The 18,182-nt window shown below is 70.5% G+C and carries 18 protein-coding genes and 1 rRNA gene; 5 read left to right on the forward strand and 14 right to left on the reverse strand.

Translation table 11 applies throughout. From position 1 onward, the window contains the following. Positions 1–49: 49 nt before the first annotated feature. Positions 50–955: a helix-turn-helix domain-containing protein gene (locus ACIRPT_RS12280; protein ID WP_403825799.1), complete on the reverse strand. Its 906-nt coding sequence runs from the start codon at positions 953–955 to the stop codon at positions 50–52. Between the two features lie 361 nt (positions 956–1,316). Here ACIRPT_RS12280 and ACIRPT_RS12285 point away from each other — a divergent pair, with 361 nt between their 5' ends. Next, entirely contained in the window at positions 1,317–1,733 is a 417-nt protein-coding gene (locus tag ACIRPT_RS12285; RefSeq protein ID WP_403825802.1) for an acyl-CoA thioesterase, read from the forward strand. 93 nt (positions 1,734–1,826) lie between these two features. On the opposite strand, the gene ACIRPT_RS12290 is transcribed toward ACIRPT_RS12285, so the two are convergent. The 4 genes from ACIRPT_RS12290 to ACIRPT_RS12305 are packed head-to-tail and all read right to left on the reverse strand — an operon-like array spanning position 1,827 to position 6,689. Next, positions 1,827–3,488 carry a uroporphyrinogen-III synthase gene (locus ACIRPT_RS12290; RefSeq protein WP_403825805.1) on the reverse strand — a complete coding sequence of 554 codons (1,662 nt, stop codon included), beginning with the start codon at positions 3,486–3,488 and terminating at the stop codon, positions 1,827–1,829. Further along, complete coding sequence (hemC, locus tag ACIRPT_RS12295; RefSeq protein WP_403825808.1) at positions 3,485–4,522, reverse strand: hydroxymethylbilane synthase; 1,038 nt, start codon at positions 4,520–4,522, stop codon at positions 3,485–3,487. Before hemC ends, ACIRPT_RS12290 begins: the two co-directional genes overlap by 4 nt. After that, complete coding sequence (locus tag ACIRPT_RS12300) at positions 4,519–5,898, reverse strand: glutamyl-tRNA reductase (RefSeq protein WP_403825811.1); 1,380 nt, start codon at positions 5,896–5,898, stop codon at positions 4,519–4,521. The genes hemC and ACIRPT_RS12300 overlap by 4 nt, the downstream gene beginning before the upstream one ends. Next, positions 5,895–6,689, reverse strand: coding sequence for a redox-sensing transcriptional repressor Rex (locus ACIRPT_RS12305; protein ID WP_403515927.1), 795 nt, complete (start codon positions 6,687–6,689; stop codon positions 5,895–5,897). Before ACIRPT_RS12305 ends, ACIRPT_RS12300 begins: the two co-directional genes overlap by 4 nt. Positions 6,690–7,020: 331 nt before the next feature. On the opposite strand from ACIRPT_RS12305, the gene ACIRPT_RS12310 reads away from it, so the two are divergent. From ACIRPT_RS12310 to ACIRPT_RS12325, 4 genes are all read left to right on the forward strand, one after another. Beyond that, on the forward strand, positions 7,021–7,299 hold the full coding sequence (locus ACIRPT_RS12310; RefSeq protein WP_403515925.1) for a glutaredoxin family protein: 279 nt from the start codon (positions 7,021–7,023) through the stop codon (positions 7,297–7,299). Between the two features lie 123 nt (positions 7,300–7,422). Then, positions 7,423–8,352, forward strand: coding sequence for an HAD family hydrolase (locus ACIRPT_RS12315; RefSeq protein WP_403825815.1), 930 nt, complete (start codon positions 7,423–7,425; stop codon positions 8,350–8,352). Between the two features lie 330 nt (positions 8,353–8,682). Further along, positions 8,683–9,468, forward strand: coding sequence for an ECF subfamily RNA polymerase sigma factor, BldN family (locus ACIRPT_RS12320; protein ID WP_403515921.1), 786 nt, complete (start codon positions 8,683–8,685; stop codon positions 9,466–9,468). A 299-nt stretch (positions 9,469–9,767) separates the two neighbouring features. Continuing rightward, positions 9,768–10,970, forward strand: a complete 1,203-nt coding sequence (locus ACIRPT_RS12325) for a DUF5667 domain-containing protein (protein ID WP_403825818.1) — start codon at positions 9,768–9,770, stop codon at positions 10,968–10,970. 165 nt (positions 10,971–11,135) lie between these two features. Here ACIRPT_RS12325 and ACIRPT_RS12330 read toward each other — a convergent pair whose 3' ends face one another. The 9 genes from ACIRPT_RS12330 to rrf all read right to left on the reverse strand — a co-directional run. After that, entirely contained in the window at positions 11,136–12,134 is a 999-nt protein-coding gene (locus ACIRPT_RS12330; protein ID WP_403515917.1) for a lysophospholipid acyltransferase family protein, read from the reverse strand. A gap of 29 nt (positions 12,135–12,163) precedes the next feature. Continuing rightward, positions 12,164–13,198, reverse strand: coding sequence for an NAD-dependent epimerase/dehydratase family protein (locus ACIRPT_RS12335; protein WP_403825821.1), 1,035 nt, complete (start codon positions 13,196–13,198; stop codon positions 12,164–12,166). Positions 13,199–13,402: 204 nt separating this feature from the next. Next, positions 13,403–13,501: a 30S ribosomal protein bS22 gene (locus ACIRPT_RS12340; RefSeq protein WP_003948845.1), complete on the reverse strand. Its 99-nt coding sequence runs from the start codon at positions 13,499–13,501 to the stop codon at positions 13,403–13,405. Between the two features lie 120 nt (positions 13,502–13,621). After that, the gene (locus tag ACIRPT_RS12345) at positions 13,622–13,831 is read right to left on the reverse strand and encodes a helix-turn-helix domain-containing protein (RefSeq protein WP_014144137.1); all 210 of its coding nucleotides are present in this window, start codon (positions 13,829–13,831) and stop codon (positions 13,622–13,624) included. A gap of 128 nt (positions 13,832–13,959) precedes the next feature. Next, positions 13,960–14,775, reverse strand: coding sequence for a phosphatase (locus tag ACIRPT_RS12350; protein ID WP_403825824.1), 816 nt, complete (start codon positions 14,773–14,775; stop codon positions 13,960–13,962). A gap of 156 nt (positions 14,776–14,931) precedes the next feature. Next, positions 14,932–16,107, reverse strand: coding sequence for an acetoin utilization protein AcuC (locus tag ACIRPT_RS12355; protein WP_403825827.1), 1,176 nt, complete (start codon positions 16,105–16,107; stop codon positions 14,932–14,934). Further along, the gene (locus ACIRPT_RS12360; RefSeq protein WP_403825830.1) at positions 16,076–17,290 is read right to left on the reverse strand and encodes an MFS transporter; all 1,215 of its coding nucleotides are present in this window, start codon (positions 17,288–17,290) and stop codon (positions 16,076–16,078) included. The genes ACIRPT_RS12355 and ACIRPT_RS12360 overlap by 32 nt, the downstream gene beginning before the upstream one ends. 43 nt (positions 17,291–17,333) lie before the next feature. After that, positions 17,334–18,017 (reverse strand): HAD family hydrolase, encoded by a 684-nt coding sequence (locus ACIRPT_RS12365; protein WP_403825833.1) that lies wholly within the window; start codon positions 18,015–18,017, stop codon positions 17,334–17,336. A 72-nt stretch (positions 18,018–18,089) separates the two neighbouring features. Further along, positions 18,090–18,182: ribosomal RNA gene (rrf, locus tag ACIRPT_RS12370) — 5S ribosomal RNA — on the reverse strand; the annotation flags it as partial.

Raw genomic sequence — 18,182 nt, forward strand, 5'->3', positions numbered from 1 at the left:
CACGCTACGCCCGCCCCACACCCGCCTTTGCCAACATGGCGTCGGCCGGTCAGGCCGCGAAAACGGCGTCCCCGGCCGCCGGATCGCACCGGCAGTCACGGCACCGCCCCGGCTCCGGGGCCCGGAAGGCGCGCTCGCAGCCGTCGCAGGTCTGGAACGGGTTTGGTGGGTGCGCGGCTCCGTCCCGGCGCCCTGGTGGGGCCGCGGGAATCTCCGGAAGGGGCGGCGGCAGCAGCTCCCGCAGCCGGTAGGCGAGCAGCTGGGCGGGGTTCTTCAGGACCGCCGGAAGGTCCGCGGTGAGCGTGCGCCGGACGGCGGCCGGACTGGCGTCGTTCTCCAGCCAGGGGGTGAGGGCGGGGGCCAGCCGGCGGACATCGCGTTCGGCGAGGGTCAGCCGGTCGTCGCTGCGCCGCAGCCCCGCGAGCAGCGCGACGGCCGCGGCGTGGTGCGGCGTACGGGACGGCTCGGCGGGGGCGGGCGGTACGGGCGGCTCGGCCGGTACGGAGGGTGCCGAGGGCCGTGCCGCGGGGGCCGTTGCCGGTGCCGGCACCACCGGCTCCGCCGCCGCCACGCCATGAGCACGGCGGCCCGCGGCGGGATCGTTGCAGGCGTAAGTGCGGGTGATCACCCGCCCGTTGGGCGTGCGCTCCCGCACCCGCTCGAGATAGCCCTGGGCCTCCAGCTCCCGCAGGGCGAACGCGATCCGGTCGCGGCCTTCGGGAAAGCGGCCGGCGAGGGTCCGGATGTCGACGCAGGCACCCTCTGGCAGCGACAGGATGTGGGTGGCCACCCCGATCGCGGTCAGCGACAGCTCGCGGTGCTGGGAGAGGTGATTGCCGATGATCGTGTACCGGTCCGGCTGGTGGTGCCTGATGTGGGTGACCCCGGTGTGGGTGGCACTTCGCCGAACACGGGGGTGGGGGCGCGCGGCGGCGCTAAGCTGCTTGTCAGCCATCGGGAAGGGATCGCTTCCTCTGTGGTCAGGCCCTCGCACTGGGATTGCCGTCCCGGCGGGGGCCGTCGCATGTCTGCGGTTGTCAGTGCGAGCCTGCCCGCCCAAACCTCCCCCGCGCCAGCCGAGTTGGGCCGATTCACCCCCGTGGGTGACGAATCCGAGGTTTGGTTGGTTGGGAAGGTTCTTTCACCCGGTTCTTTCTTCTTGACGGCCCGCCGCGCCGCCGCGCGGCTCACCGGATCCCGGTTTTCCGGACTCCGGCGGCGCCCACCAACTTCCCTACCCCACAGGGAAGTTCAGGGAGCCACCGACTCCCCCGGACCTCGATCATCCGCACGAAAAGGCAACTACGCTCTCGCCCATGACCAAGCTCTTCACTCACCAACTGCGGGTGCGCTACAGCGAATGCGACCAGCAGAACGTGGTGTTCAACGGCCACTACCTCTTCTATTACGACGTCGCCATGACCGAGCTGTGGCGCGAAACCACCGAGGGCTATGAATCCATGGTCAAAAGTGGCACCGACGTGGTCGTGGCGGAAGCCCGGATTCGCTATCTCCAGGGCGCGCGCTACGACGAGCTGATCGACATCGAAATGCCGATCACCCGTCTCGGCACGACGAGCATGATCGTGCGCCCGAGGTTCAAGGTCGGCGAACGGCTCATCGCGGAGGGCGAGGTGCGGCACGTGTTCACCGACACCGTGACCGGCGGCAAGAAAGAGATGCCCGACGCCATCCGGGCGGCCTTCCGGCCCTACGCCTCAACAGACGAATAGCGCCGGCACGGGCCCTTGACCGCCCTACCGACGCTCGGCCTGACGCCGGGCGCCCCCAAGGGGGGCGCCCGACCGGCCTACGGAAAACCCCGCCTACGGAGTGGCCCGCCGCCGGCGCGCGCCCGGACGGCGCTCGCTGGGGCGCGTCACCGGGTCCCCGGCCTCCAGCGCCGAGTCCCGGCGCTTGGCACCGAAGTCCGCCAGCGCTTCGGCCAGCTTGTGGACCGAGGGCTCCGGCGACATGACGTCCACCCGCAGCCCGTGCTCCTCGGCGGTCTTCGCGGTGGCCGGACCGATGCAGGCGATCACGGTCACGTTGTGCGGCTTGCCGGCGATGCCGACGAGGTTCCGGACGGTCGACGAGGAGGTGAAGAGCACCGCGTCGAAGCCGCCGCCCTTGATGGCTTCCCGCGTCTCGGCCGGCGGCGGCGAGGCGCGCACGGTCCGGTAGGCCGTGACGTCGTCGACCTCCCAGCCCAGCTCGATCAGCCCGGCGACCAGGGTCTCGGTGGCGATGTCGGCGCGCGGGAGGAACACCCGGTCGATCGGGTCGAAGACCGGGTCGTACGGCGGCCAGTCCTCCAGGAGCCCGGCAGCGGACTGCTCACCGCTCGGCACCAGGTCGGGCTTCACACCGAAGGCGACCAGCGCCTTGGCGGTCTGCTCGCCCACCGCCGCGACCTTGATCCCGGCGAAGGCGCGGGCATCGAGGCCGTACTCCTCGAACTTCTCCCGGACGGCCTTGACGGCGTTGACCGAGGTGAAGGCGATCCACTCGTAGCGGCCGGTGACCAGGCCCTTGACCGCACGTTCCATCTGCTGCGGGGTGCGCGGCGGCTCGACGGCGATGGTCGGGACCTCGTGCGGTACCGCGCCGTACGAGACGAGCTGGTCGGAGAGCGATGCGGCCTGCTCCTTGGTGCGCGGCACGAGTACCCGCCAGCCGAACAGCGGCTTGGACTCGAACCACGACAGCTGGTCGCGCTGCGCCGGGGCGCTCCGCTCGCCGACCACGGCTATGACCGGCTGGCCACCGTCCGGGGAGGGCAGCACCTTGGCGGCCTTGAGCACCTGGGCGACGGACCCGAGGGTCGCGGTCCAGGTGCGCTGGCGGGTGGTGGTGCCGGCGACCGTGACACTGAGGGGCGTGTCGGGCTTGCGGCCCGCGGTCACCAGCTCGCCGGCGGCCGAGGCCACCGAGTCCAGCGTGGTGGAGACGACGGCGGTGGCGTCGCTGGCGCCGAGCTCCGCCCAGCAGCGGTCATCGGCGCTGCGGGCGTCGATGAAGCGGACGTCGGCACCTTGGGCGTCGCGCAGCGGGACACCGGCGTACGCGGGTACGCCGACGGCCGCGGCGATGCCCGGCACGACCTCGAAGACGATGCCCTCGGCGGCGCACGCCAGCATCTCCTCGGCGACGTAACCGTCCAGGCCGGGGTCGCCGGTGACCGCACGGACGACCCGCTTGCCCGCGCGCGCGGCCGCCATGACAAGATTGGCGGTGTCCCGAAGCGCCGAAACGCCATTGGGGGTGACGGGGATTGACGCCTCGTCAGTTGACGCCTGCAGCGGTGTGTCCACGTGTGCGCGGGCATGCACGCGCACGACGTCCAGCACCTGCGGGTCGGCAATCAGTACGTCCGCGGAGGCCAGCGCCTCCACGGCACGCAACGTCAGCAGACCCGGGTCTCCCGGCCCGGCACCCAGGAAGGTGACCTGACCGGAGGCGGAGTGGTTAGGGGCGGTGGGGTTCAAAGTGCTCGCTCCCCCATAAGACCGGCCGCACCCTTTGCGAGCATCTCGGCGGCGAGTTCACGACCCAGCTTCAGCGGGGTCGTCACATCGTCGGGAGAGGCGGGTACGTGCCCGGTGGTGGACAAGTGCACCAGCGTGCTGCCGTCGGTCGTGCCGACGACGCCGCGCAGATGCAATTCGGTGACAGTCTGCTCGTCAGCCTTGGGGCCTTCCCTGCTCGAGCGAACCCGAGAGCTTGGGGAAAGGTCGGCCAGTGCTCCAACGGGTGCGGAGCAGCCGGCCTCCAGGGCGGCGAGCAGGGAACGCTCGGCGGTCACGGCGGCCCGGGTGTACGGGTCGTCGAGTCCGGCGAGCTGGGCGACGAGGTCCACGTTGACCGCAGCGCACTCGATCGCCAGCGCCCCCTGGCCGGGGGCGGGCAAAACCACGTCGGGCGACAGCAGCTGCGTCGCCTCGTCTATCCGGCCGATCCGGGTGAGCCCGGCGGCGGCCAGCACGACCGCGTCCAGCTCGCCCTTTTCGACAAAGCCGATGCGGGTGTCGATGTTCCCGCGTATCGGTACGGTCTCCACGCGCCGGCCCAGCGCCCTGGCCCAGGCGTTGAGCTGCGCCATCCTCCGGGGGGAGCCGGTGCCGATACGGGCCACCCGGTCCTCGTCGGCGGTGAGCTCCTCGAACGTGAGCCCGTCGCGGGCGATCAGCGCGTCACGGGGATCTTCCCGGACGGGGATCGCGGCCACGGTCAGGCTCTCGGGCTGCGCGGTCGGCAGGTCCTTGAGCGAGTGAACGGCGAAGTCGATGTCCCCGGCGAGCAGCGCGTCGCGCAGCGCGGAGACGAACACACCGGTGCCGCCGATCTGCGCGAGGTGCTCGCGGGAGGTGTCGCCGTACGTGGTGATCTCCACCAGCTCGACGGGGCGGCCGGTCAGCTCGCGCACCGCCTCGGCGACGTGTCCGGACTGGGCCATGGCGAGCTTGCTGCGCCGGGTGCCCAGCCGCAGGGGCGTCAGAGCCCTTGTAGAGGTGTCGGTCATGATGTGCGCTCCCGTGCATCGTGCCTGTCGGCGCGCGTGTCGGCCCGGCTGACGGCGGCAACCGTCTGCGGGTCCAGATCGAAGAGTTCGCGCAGCGCGTCCGCGTACCCGGCGCCGCCGGGCTCGCTGGCGAGCTGCTTGACCCGCACGGTGGGCGCGTGCAGGAGTTTGTCGACGACGCGGCGCACGGTCTGGGTGATCTCGGCGCGCTGCTTGTCGTCCAGGTCGGGGAGGCGGCCGTCGAGCCGGGCGATCTCGCCGGCGACGACGTCCGCGGCCATGGTGCGCAGGGCGACCACGGTGGGGGTGATGTGCGCGGCCCGCTGGGCGGCGCCGAACGCGGCGACCTCGTCGGAGACGATGCCGCGCACCTTGTCCACGTCGGCCGCCATCGGCGCGTCCGCGGACGCGTCGGCCAGCGTCTCGATGTCGACGAGATGCGCGCCCTCGATCCGGTGGACCGCGGCGTCTATGTCTCGGGGCATGGCGAGGTCCAGCAGCGCCAGACCGTCCGTACGGCCCTTACGGTCTGCCAGTGCGGCGGCCACGGCGTCGGCGCCCAGCACCAGCCCGGCCGCGCCCGTGCAGGAGACGACCACATCGGCGTCCGCCAGCTCCGCCGCGACGGCGCCCATCGGCACCGCGCGGGCGGTCAGCCCTCCCGCCGCGCCGGGTCCGCCGGGCTCGGTGAGGATCTGGACCAGCCGCTCGGCACGCTCCACCGTACGGTTGGCGACCGCCAGTTCGGCCACGCCGGCGCGTACGAGGGTGGTCGCGGCCAGCGAGGACATCGAGCCCGCGCCGATCACCAGCGCCCGCTTGCCCTCGGCCCACTTCGCGACGTCGGCGCCGCCCGCGAGCTGCTCCAGGCCGAAGGTGACCAGCGACTGGCCGGCCTTGTCGATGCCGGTCTCGCTGTGGGCGCGCTTGCCGACCCGCAGCGCCTGCTGGAAGAGGTCGTTCAGCAGCCGGCCCGCGGTGTGCTGCTCCTGGGCGACGGCGAGCGCGTCCTTGATCTGGCCGAGGATCTGGCCCTCGCCGATGACCATCGAGTCCAGGCCGCAGGCCACCGAGAAGAGGTGGTGGACGGCGCGGTCCTCGTAGTGGACGTAGAGGTAGGGGGTGAGCTCCTCCAGGGCCGCGCCGCCGTGGCGGGCCAGGAGGGTGGACAGCTCGGCGACCCCGGCGTGGAACTTGTCCACGTCGGCGTAAAGCTCGATGCGGTTGCAGGTGGAGAGCACCGCGGACTCGGTGGCCGGCTCCGCCGACACGGCGTCCTGGAGCAGCTTGCCGCGCGCCTCGGGGGCGAGCGCGGCCCGCTCCAGCACGCTCACCGGCGCGCTGCGGTGGCTCAGTCCGACAACGAGGAGACTCATGCCGGCATCACGGCGGGAACGTCCCCGTCAGGTCCCTTACGGTCGGCCGGAGCGGCAGCGGCGCGCGCCACCGGGCCCTGCGGCCCGCTTTCCTGGCCGGATTCCTGGCCGCCCTCCTGGCCGGCTTCCTCGCCCGCCTTGCGCTGCTCGTGGAAGGCGAGGATCTGCAGCTCTATGGACAGGTCGACCTTGCGTACGTCCACCCCGTCCGGGACGGTCAGTACGGTCGGCGCAAAGTTGAGGATCGAGGTGACACCGGCGGCGACCAGGCGGTCACAGACCTGCTGGGCGGCCCCGGCCGGCGTGGCGATGACGCCGATCGAGACGCCGTTGCTCTCGATGATGTGCTCCAGCTCATCGGTGTGCTGGACCGCGATGCCCGCGACGGGCTTGCCGGCCATGGCCGGGTCGGCGTCGATCAGGGCCGCGACGCGGAAGCCGCGGGAGGCGAAGCCGCCGTAGTTGGCGAGGGCGGCGCCGAGGTTACCGATACCGACGATGACCACGGGCCAGTCCTGGGTCAGGCCGAGCTCACGCGAGATCTGGTAGACGAGGTACTCCACGTCGTAGCCGACGCCGCGGGTCCCGTAGGAGCCGAGGTAGGAGAAGTCCTTGCGCAGCTTGGCGGAGTTGACCCCCGCCGCGGCCGCGAGCTCCTCGGAGGAGACCGTGGGGACCGAACGCTCCGAGAGCGCGGTCAGGGCACGCAGATACAGCGGAAGCCGGGCGACGGTGGCCTCGGGAATGCCTCGGCTTCGGGTCGCCGGTCGGTGAGTTCGGCCAGTTGCCACGGTGCTCCTGCGGGTAGAGCGGGGCTGCGGGCGCCGGCATGGAACCCGACCGCCCTGTCTCTCGCAGGCTATGCCTTTGTGAACGCGTGCACAAAGATGGTGTCCGCTTTGTCCGCCCAAAGTGACCGGGGTCACGCGGCTTATACCAGTGTTCGCGGAACCAACTCCGACGTCACACCGTTCACCCGCTTCCCACTGGTATCGCGGGAGCGCCGACGGGAGCACGAGCCCTCACTCCTTGCCGCTATGCCCCCGGAAACCTACAAATCGCCCACCGATGGTAAGCGAACCGACGCCCCGGAGCACCCTGCCGAATTGGCACAATGGCTCCATGGCCCCCTTGTTCAGCCGCAGCTCCCGCAAGAACCCCGCCGACGCGATGGTCACCCTCATCGGCAAGCCGGGCTGCCATCTGTGCGACGACGCCCAGGCCGTGATCGAGAAGATCTGCGCCGAGACGGGCGCGTCCTGGGAGAAGAAGGACATCACCGAGGACGCCGAGCTGCACCGCCTCTACTGGGAGCAGATCCCGGTCATCCTGGTGGACGGGAAACAGCACGACTTCTGGCGTGTCGACCCCAAGCGGCTGCGTACGGCACTGGGCGCCTGAGCGCCCCCGGCACCCGTACGGGACGGCCGTACGGCGGGGCCTTGCCCAACCTTTTATCGCCCCAGGCCTTACGGACACGCGCCCGTAACCAGTCGCACCGAACAAACTGGCTACGCTACCGTCATGGCGCCCGCTCCCCAATGGTTCACCCGCCGCAGACGACCCGCCACGGCCCGCAGCGTCCTGGCCGGCGAGGCCGCGGCCGAGGCCGCCCGCAAGTCCTCCCAGGAGGCACCCGAGCCCGAGGAAGCCCCGGAGGAGCCGGAGTTCCCGGTCGCCGGGGACGAGGCGGCCGCCGCCTTCTTCGACCTCGACAACACCGTCATGCAGGGCGCGGCCCTCTTCCACTTCGGCCGCGGCCTCTACAAGCGGCACTTCTTCCACAAGCGCGACCTGGCCCGCTTCGCCTGGCAGCAGATCTACTTCCGGCTGGCCGGCTCGGAGAACCCCGAGCACATGGCGGACGTCCGCAACAGCGCGCTCTCGATCGTCCAGGGCCACCGCGTCGCCGAGTTGATGTCCATCGGCGAGGAGATCTACGACGAGTACATGGCCGAGCGCGTCTGGCCGGGCACCCGCGCGCTCGCCCAGGCACACCTGGACGCGGGCCAGAAGGTCTGGCTGGTGACCGCCGCGCCCGTCGAGACCGCCACGATCATCGCCCGCCGCCTGGGCCTCACGGGCGCCCTGGGCACGGTCGCCGAGTCCGTCGGCGGCGTCTACACGGGCAAGTTGGTCGGCGAACCGCTGCACGGCCCGGCCAAGGCCGAGGCGGTCCGCGCGCTCGCCTCCGCCGAGGGCCTGGAGCTCTCGCACTGCGCCGCCTACAGCGACTCCGCCAACGACATCCCGATGCTCTCGCTCGTCGGGCACCCGTACGCGATCAATCCCGACAGCCGGCTGCGCAAGCACGCCCGGGAACAGGGCTGGCGGCTGCGTGACTACCGCACCGGCCGCAAGGCGGCCAGGATCGGCATCCCCGCCGCCGCGGGAGTGGGCGCCCTCGCGGGCGGCGCCGCGGCCGCCGTCGCGCTCCAGCGCCGTCGCCGCTGACCAGGGTTGATCACCTGACGGCGCGGCGGACCATCCGGACTCCCTACCCCCACCGCCGCCCCGTCAGTCCCGCCGCTGGCGGTCAACCACAACACGCCCTCCAACCAGGCAGATTCCGTCGCCTTCCGATCAATAGTTGCTCCATATTCGATACTTGATCTGCCACCAACCGGCCACGGACCGTAAGTAATCGATGATTTGAGCAACTGGGTGTAGCGCTGCCTGTACGAAGCGTTATTCTCCTCAGACGCAATCCGGAACCCACACGTCCCTACGACGAGTGAATGGTCCCGCACTGCACGTGATGGAAGCTCTGCCTCTGGGAGTCCCGTGTACCCACACGTCGGGGTTGACGCCTCGGGCCTGGCTACGCTGCGTACGACACTCGTCGACCACCTGCGCAGTTTTGTCCCCACCGCGTACGCCGTCCCCGCATTCGCCTCAGCCGTCCCCGCTGCCGGCCCCTGCTACGCCTTGGCCGACGGGAGCGCTGCGGTCAGCAAGGCCGCCGGCAGAACCCGCCGCTCCGGCACCGGCACGACCACCGCCCGTCGCCCCGCCGACAGCGACAGCCGTCGCATGATGGACCTCGTCGAACGCGCCCAGGCCGGCGAGGCCGACGCCTTCGGCAGCCTCTACGACCAGTACGCCGACACGGTGTACCGCTACATCTACTACCGGGTGGGCGGCCGCGCCACGGCCGAGGACCTCACCAGTGAGACGTTCCTGCGCGCGCTGCGCCGTATCGGCACCTTCACCTGGCAGGGCCGTGACTTCGGCGCCTGGCTGGTGACCATCGCCCGCAATCTCGTCGCCGACCACTTCAAGTCCTCCCGCTTCCGCCTGGAAGTCACCACCGGAGAGATGCTCGACGCCAATGAGGTCGAGCGCAGCCCCGAGGACTCGGTCCTCGAATCGCTCTCCAACGCCGCCCTTTTGGAGGCGGTACGCAAGCTCAACCCCCAGCAGCAGGAATGCGTCACACTTCGCTTCCTGCAGGGCCTCTCGGTCGCCGAGACGGCCCGCGTCATGGGCAAGAACGAGGGCGCGATCAAGACCCTCCAGTACCGGGCCGTCCGCACCCTGGCACGGCTCCTGCCCGAAGACGCCCGCTGACCGACGCCGACCCGACCGTCCCCCCGCCCCCCGCCTCCGCTGAATTCACCAACTCCGCCACGGCATACCGCACTTACTCTTCGTGACCGTCCATGCCCGGTCGGTCAGATCATCGTGAGTGCGTAACCCGAGTGCCGCGGCGCTCGTTGTGCGGAATGCAGGCTCCATGCGGTCACGCCATGCCCGCCGCCCCTCACTCTTTCGAGTGGTCGCGAAGTACGGCGTGCACCGTCCGGTCCGTCTGGACAGTCAAAGCCAGTCCGGGGAGTCGAGCGGGATGACGAGAGGAGGTGCCGCAGGTGATCGCGAATGTCTCGGCGCACCGGCGGGCCAACGCCTTCGCCCAGGCCCTGGAGGAGCAGGTCCTCCAGGGCGCGGCGGCCGAGGACCAGGTCGACACCCCGGCGCAGGCGCCGGAAGAAGCACGGCTGTTGGCGGTCGCCGACGGCCTCGGGGAGCTCCCGAGGCCGGAGATGGCCACCGAGGTCAAGACAGTCCAGCGCGCCCAGCTCGTGGCCGCGATGGAGGCCGCCTTCGCCGAAGGCGCCCCGTCCGGCGACGCCAGGGTGCCCGAGCAGCGCACACCCAAGGGCGCACACCGCGCCGCGAAATCCCTCGGCCGGCTGCGCCCGCGCTCACGGCTCTCCAAGGGGCTGGCCGCGGGCGGACTGACGGTCGGCGTCGCCGCCGGGGCGTTCAGCGGCGTCGCCGCGGCCAGCTCCGACGCCCTTCCCGGCGACTCCCTCTACGGCCTCAAACGCGGCATGGAGGACCTCAAGCTCGGCATGGCCGACGACGAGTCCGACCGCGGGCGGCTCTACCTCGACCAGGCCGCCACGCGCATCCAGGAGGCCCGCCGTCTGATGGAACGCGGCCGGGGCACCCACCTCGACCATGAATCGCTCGGCGAGGTCCGCAAGGTGCTGGCCGGCGTCACGCACGACGCGGGCGAGGGCCACCGCCTCCTGCACGCGGCCTACAAGCGCGACGGCTCGCTCGGCCCCATCCAGGCGCTGAGCTCCTTCACCAAGTCCCACCGCGGCACCTGGAAACAGCTGCGCGACAAGCTCCCCGTGCAGCTCATGGACGTCCGAGACAGCGTCAGCTCGGTCTTCGACGCCATAGACGAAGAGGTCGGTCCGCTCCGCTCACTGCTGCCGCAGCCCCCGGACGGCAGGCGCTCCCATCACGGCGCGCCCGCCACCCCGGAAACCGGCTCCGGCACCGGCGAACGCGCCACGCCGTCCGGCAGCAAGCCCTCCGTCGGCAAGCACCGCGCCGGTTCGCACAGCCCGCGCCCGTCGGCCTCCCCGTCCCAGGACGACGGTCTGCTCGGCGGCAATACGGGCGGCCTGCTCGACCCGCCCGCCAAGAGCGGCAGCCCCAGCCCGCGCGCCGGCCACGGGCGCCACGCCCCCGGCCACCCCGACGTCACCCTGCCGCCGCTGCTGCCCGGACTGCTTCCCGGCCTGGGCATCGACGGCGAGGACGCCTCGAAATAGCCGTACGCGGCGCTCTCTCCGGACGCGGCGCTCGGTGTTCTTCCGGTCCTTCCCTCGGAAGAACACCGAGCGCCGCTGCACCATCGGCTTGTAGAGGGCGTGCCGCTGCACTCCCCCGGTGAGCGACCCCGCCAGGGAAAGCCGGCGGCCTCGCAGCGCCCCTCCCTAGAAGAACACCGACCGCCGCTGCACCAACAGCTTGTAGAGGGTGTGCTGAATCGTTTCGCGCACCTGATCGGTCAGGTTGAACATCAACATCGGATCGTCCGCCGCCTCCGGCGGATAGCCGTCCGTGGAGATCGGCTCGCCGAACTGGATCGTCCACTTCGTCGGCAGCGGGACCGCCCCCAGGGGCCCGAGCCACGGGAACGTCGGCGTGAGCGGGAAGTACGGCAGCCCCAGGACGCGTGCCAGCGTCTTGGCGTTCCCGATCATCGGGTAGATCTCCTCCGCGCCCACGATGGAGCACGGCACGATCGGCACCCCGGCCTTCAGCGCCGTCGAGACAAACCCGCCCCGCCCGAACCGCTGGAGCTTGTAGCGGTCCGCGAAGGGCTTGCCGATGCCCTTGAAGCCCTCCGGCATCACCCCGACGACCTCACCACGCTCCAGCAGCCGCTGCGCGTCCTCCGCGCACGCCAGGGTGTGCCCCGCCTTACGCGCCAGCTCGTTTATCACCGGCAGGACGAACACCAAATCGGCCGCCAGCAGCCGCAGATGACGCTCGGCCGGATGATGGTCGTGCACCGCGACCTGGAGCATCAGGCCGTCCAGCGGCAGCGTCCCCGAGTGATTGGCGACGATCAGCGCCCCGCCGTCGGAGGGGATGTTCTCGACACCCTTCACCTCGACCCGGAAGTACTTCTCGTAGAACGGCCGCAGCAGCGACATCAGGACCTGGTCGGTCAGCTCCTCGTCGTAGCCGAAGTCGTCGACCTCGTAGTCGCCGGTGATCCGCCGGCGCAGGAAGGCCAGTCCGCCCGCGATCTTCTCTTCCAGGGACCGCCCGGCGCTGGGCCGCGGCTGCGCCGCCGGCTCCTCGGGCTCGCTGCGCGCCTCCGGTACGGGCGCCAGCGCCGCAGCCTGCCCCGCGCGCTCGGCCCGCCTGGCCTTTCTGCGCGCCCGAGGCTCCTCGCCGAAGGGAATGACCTTGGCGTCCGCCATCGTGGGTGAACTCCTCACTGGGTCGGGCCTCAGCGTGCGGGCAGCACGCCGGCGAGCTTGTCGACGGTGCGGGCGAGGCACTCGGGCGGCAGGAGCCCGGGGCCGCGGCTGCGGGCGAATTCCGCAAAGGTCTCCGCCGTCGTGTACTGCGGGTGGAACCCCAGTGTCTCGCGCATCTGTGTCGTCTCGACGACTCTGCCGTGGGTCAGCATCCGGATCTGTTCCGGCGAGAAGTCCGTGATGCCGATGGCGCGCAGCGCCGTACCGGCCCAGGTCACGGTCGGCAGGAACAGCGGCAGCGTGGGCCGCCCCAGGCGCCGGGAGATCTGCGAGAGCAGCAGCACACCGTCCCCGGCGATATTGAACGTACCGCTGTTGAGCGTGCCCCGGCGCGGCGCCTCGGCGGCGATCCGCAGCACCTCGATCGCGTCGTCCTCATGGACGAACTGCAGCCGCGGGTCATAGCCGAGGACCGTCGGCCACACGGGCAGCGAGAAGTACTCGGCGAGCGGGGAGTCCGCGCACGGCCCCAGGACGTTGGCGAAGCGCAGGACGCACACCGCCACATCGGGCCGCCGGCGGGCGAAGCCGCGGACATACCCCTCGATCTCGACGACGTCCTTCGCGAAGCCACCGCTGGCCAGCGATTTGGGCGGGGTGGTCTCGGTGAAGACCGCCGGGTCCTTCGGCGCGGAACCGTAGACGCTGGCGCTCGACTTCACGACCAGGCGCTGCACCTTCGGGGCCTTCTGACAGGCGCCGAGGAGCTGCATGGTCCCGATGACGTTGGTTTCCTTCACGGCGGTCCGGCCGCCGCGGCTGCCCAGGGGCGTGCCGTTGATGTCCATATGGACGACGGTGTCGACGCCCGTCTCGGCCAGGACCCTGGCGATCGTCGGCTGCCGGATGTCGGCCCTGAGGAATTCGGCGCCGCCCAGATGATGCTCCGGTGACACGGCATCGACCCCGATCACCCGGTCGATGTCGGGATCGCGCTGGATGCGGCGGACGAACCGGCCCCCCAGCTGGCGTGCGACTCCCGTGACGAGCACGACCTTGCCCAAGATCAGCCCTTCCTTCCCGCCCTCGGCCTCCGCCTGAGTCGAGCTGTACGGGCCACGCTATCGGGTCGATGTTGCGCCGCGATGACCGCAGGTTGCCCTTCGCTGCATTTCGCGCCCAAGGCCCGCCCATACGGCCCACAACGCACCGCGGCCCCCTGCCACACCAAGGTGACAGGAGGCCGCGAAAACGTGATTCAGCGTCGCTTACTTCTTGTTACGACGCTGAACACGGGTGCGCTTGAGCAGCTTGCGGTGCTTCTTCTTAGCCATCCGCTTGCGCCGCTTCTTGATAACAGAGCCCACGACTACCCTCGCTTACTTCGAATCACTCGGTGCGGGGCGTCCGAGCCCACACTACCTACATCGGGCCAGCCTACCCGGCGCCGAGCGTACGGCGTAATCCGAGGGTCGCCGAAGGACCCGTCAGGCTGATTCCACCCCCACATAGGACTCACGGAGGTAGTCGTGAACGGCCTGCTCCGGAACCCGGAAAGACCTCCCCACCCTGATCGCGGGCAGATGACCGCTGTGCACCAAGCGGTACACGGTCATCTTCGACACTCGCATGACCGTGGCAACTTCCGCCACGGTCAGGAACACGACCTCGTTCAGAGGCCTCTGGTCTGCAGCCATGCCACACCTGCACCTTCCGCATAAGACGGTCACCGGCTTCCCCTCCGGTGACTCTTCGTCGCTATGCGCTCACTCCCCAGATTAGGGGCCAGTGATGCGAGTGGGGAAGAGGAGCAGCGAACAGCCGCCTACCGTGACAGACCAGCCCGATTGAGTACATAACGCATCAGGGGACGGTAGTGGGCGGACCGTACGGCGTCATCGAGCGGCACCACCGCGGACACCCGTCCCTCCGCCTGCCCGACGAACAGCGCGGGGTCGTCCGTATCCGCCAGCCCGATCGCCTCGATGCCCAGCTGACCTGCCCCGCAGACCCATCCGTGGTCGCCGATCACCAGCCCCGGGACCGGCCCACCGGCGTCCGCCGCGGCCGCCAGTGCGGTCCGTATCGGGAGCGGCGAATGGGTGTGCACGCCCCCCGTACCAGGTGCTCCCCGCGCGCCCGCCTCGCGCATCAGCGCGACTCCCCGTACGTAATCGAGCGAGCGGGTACGTACCCCGAACCTGGTCGCTATGTCGACACGGCAGCCATACGCCGGGGTGAGGACGGGGCAGCCCGCCGCCGAGAGAGCGTCTGCGAGCGTGGCGTAGAACTCCAGCAACCGGTGCGGGTGCCCGGTGCCGAGCAGCACCGGCGTCCGCCGGCCGGCCGCCTCGCCGACCCGCTCCGCGAAATCGTCCAGCGCCCCGATCGTTCGATCGGGATCAATCACATCGGGGCCGGAAGTGTGCGCGGGATCGACCGAAACCCCGCACTTCAGCCCCATCAGTCGCAGAACTTCGCCGACCGGCCAGTCCCCTTCGGGATCGAGCCCCAGCAGAACCCGGGGATCGCGCGCCGCGAAGAGCCGATAGCGTCCCAGACTTTTCTCGCGCATGGTCGCGATCGTCCCCGCGAGCCGCGCCTCGATCAGGTGCGCCCGCAGCGCCCCGGTGCCCAACACGCGCCCATGGTCATGCGGTGACCTGCCGTCGCATGCCCTAACCGACGGGTAGTCACACATCCGTGGAGTACGGGAACGGCTACGGCCCTCTCCGAACGGCCGGGGAGCTATCGACGCACCATGACGGTCTTTCAGCGCGCGCCGACTGCCGCGCCGTTACGGAAGCAGCCCGTGCGCGGGGAAGACCGCCCGCCGGGTGGCCAGCACCGCCTGGTCCAGCCGGTCGGCAGGGTCGTAACCGCCGTCGACGAAGTCCCGCCACTGCGGCGTGCGCCCGTCCGTCATCCGCCGTGGCGCCGGCTGCCGCGTACGGCGATACACCTCATGCCGCCACGCCTCCGGCACCATCGAGGCCGGATCGATCGGCCGCCCCGCCGCGATCGCCGTCAGATGCGTCCAGCTGCGCGGCACCACCTCCACCACCGCATAGCCGCCGCCCCCGAGCGCGACCCACCGGCCGTCGGCATGCGTATGCGCCAGCTCATGGCAGGACTCCGCCACCGCCCGCTGCGCGTCCAGGCTCACCGCCAGATGGGCCAGCGGGTCCTCGAAGTGGGTGTCCGCGCCGTGCTGCGACACCAGCACCTGCGGCCGGAAGGCGCCCAGCAGCTCCGGCACCACGGCGTGAAAGGCCCGCAGCCAGCCCTCGTCACCCGTCCCGGCCGGCAGCGCCACGTTGACGGCACTGCCCTCCGCACCCTCCCCGCCGGTCTCCTCCGGCCAGCCGGTCTGCGGGAAGAGCGTCCGCGGATGCTCGTGCAGGGAGATCGTCAGCACCCGCGGGTCCTCCCAGAACGCCGCCTGAACGCCGTCCCCGTGGTGCACGTCCACATCCACATACGCCACCCGCTCGGCGCCCAGCTCCAGCAGCCGGGCGATCGCCAGCGCCGCGTCGTTGTAGATACAGAACCCGGACGCGCCGCCCGGCATCGCGTGGTGCAGCCCGCCGGCGAAATTCACCGCATGCAGCGCATCGCCGCGCCAGACGGCCTCCGCCGCCCCGACCGACTGCCCCGCGATCAGCGCCGACGCCTCATGGATCCCCGCGAACGCCGGATCGTCCTCCGTCCCCAGCCCGTACGCCGTATCCGCGGACGCCGGGTCGACGGAGGCACGGCGCACCGCCTCGATGTAGTCCTCGCGGTGCACCAGCCGCAGCGTGGAGTCCCCGGCCGGCTTGGCCGCGACCACCTCCAGGGACCCGCGGTCGAGCTCGTACGCCTCCACCAGGCGCATGGTCAGCGCGAGCCTGACCGGGTCCATCGGATGGCCGGGCCCGAAGTCGTAGCCCGTTACTGCCTCATCCCACATCAGCTGTGCGCGGCCGCTCATGTTCGTCACCGTATCGGGCCTGCGGTGACCCGAACGAGCGGGCATACACCAACGTCACCAGTACGAGCGCCATCGGTACGAGCATCGCCCCCCGATAGCTCCAGGCATCCCCCAGCGCCCCCACCAACGGCGAACCGATCAAGAACCCCACATAGTTGAAAATATTCAGCCGCGCGATGGCCGTGTCCGAAGCCGAGGGAAACAGCCTTCCCGCCGCCGCGAACGTCTGCGGCACGATCACACACAGCCCCAGCCCCAGCAGCGTGAACCCCACCATCCCGATCCACGCCCCAGGCGCCGCCGCCACTACGGCAAAGCCCCCCGCCGCGACCACCGTCCCGGTCCGCACCACCGCGGCCGCCCCGAACCGCCGCACGCCCAGGTCCCCCACGGCCCGCCCGAGCAGCGTGGTGACCATATAGACGTTGTACGGGACGGTCGCCAGCTGCTCCGAGCTCCCCAGAACGTCCTGCAGATACTTGGCGCTCCAGTTGGAGACGGTCGAATCCCCGATATACGCGAACGCCATCACCAGACACAGCGGCAACAGCAGCCTCATCGCAACCGGCGCCGCCTTCACCGTCCCGCCCTCAGCGGCCTGTGCCGGCTCCCCGTCCACAAACCACCGACCGGCCACCAGCGCGACCGGCACCAACACCAGCACCACCGGCCCGTAGAGCACAGCCAGCGACAGATGCCAGTGCGCCCCGGCCCACGCCAGCGACGCCCCGACGATGCCACCCAGGCTGTACGCGGCATGGAAGCCCAGCATGATGCTTCGCCCGTACGTCCGCTGCAAACTGACGCCCAGCATGTTCATCGAGGCATCCAGCGCCCCCACCGACAGCCCGAACGCCGCCAGCGCGCACGCCACCTGCCCCATCGACCCGACCGCCCCCACGGCCAGCAACGCCAGGCACACCACCGGCTGCACACACCGCAGCACCCGGCTGGGCCGCACCCGCTTCACCAGATGTTCGGTGCCGACGCTGCCGACCCCGGCCAGTACCGGCACCGCCGCCAGGAAGACCGGCAGCAGGCCGTCCGAGATCCCGTACCGGTCCTGGATCGCCGGTATGCGCGTCACCAAGAGGGCGAAAACGGCCCCCTGGATGAAAAAGCTGATGGCAAGCGAGGCACGTCCGTGCCGCAGCTGCGCTCCTGGTACCAGTGGGGCCGTCATGGCCGCACAGCCTAGAACTCGGCGCTACTGATGGGTAGATGGATCACTCAACCAATTCCGCGGATGGCTCGCCTGCCCCGTGAAGCAGTCCCGGCAACTCCGACATCTCGGCGAACAGCCCCGTCGCGCCAGCCTCCCAGAGCGCCGCCGACGGCGTCATCGCCGTGAACCCGTAGACGTCCATCCCCGCCGCGACCGCCGCCCGCACCCCCAACACGCTGTCCTCAACCACCACACAGCGCTCCGGGGCAACCCCCATCACCCGCGCCGCATGCAGAAACAGATCCGGCTCGGGCTTGCCCCGCCCCACATCCTGCGAAGAAAAGATCCGCTCCTCACCGAACCGCTCGAACAGCCCGGACTTCTTCAGCCCCACCCGAATCCGCTCATGGCTCCCCGAAGATGCGACGCAAAAGGCGTCCCCGTCCGCGGCCAGCTTCCCCAGCACCTCGCCGACCCCCGCAACAGGCTCCAACTCCCGCCGGAACGCCTCAAAAACCCGCCCATGAAACGTCGTGTCGAAGTCCGCCGGCAGCCGCTCTCCCGACCGCTCCAGCACCACGTCATGAATACGGTGCATAGCCCCGCCCATGTAGTCCCGCACCGACTCCTCATACGTGGTCGGGTGCCCCGATTCCGTGAGGTACTCGGCAAGCACGCGATTCGAGATCGGTTCGCTGTCCACAAGGACACCGTCATTATCGAAAATGACCAGGTCGTAGCGCATGCCTCGAGCGTACCGACCCCGTAAACGCGGAAAAGCCCCGCACCATAAGGTGCGGGGCTTCCCACAAAGATTGTTCGGCGGCGTCCTACTCTCCCACAGGGTCCCCCCTGCAGTACCATCGGCGCTGAAAGGCTTAGCTTCCGGGTTCGGAATGTAACCGGGCGT

Origin of the sequence: Streptomyces sp. NPDC101227 (genome assembly GCF_044767545.1) — a bacterium.
In the GTDB taxonomy this organism is placed as follows: domain Bacteria; phylum Actinomycetota; class Actinomycetes; order Streptomycetales; family Streptomycetaceae; genus Streptomyces.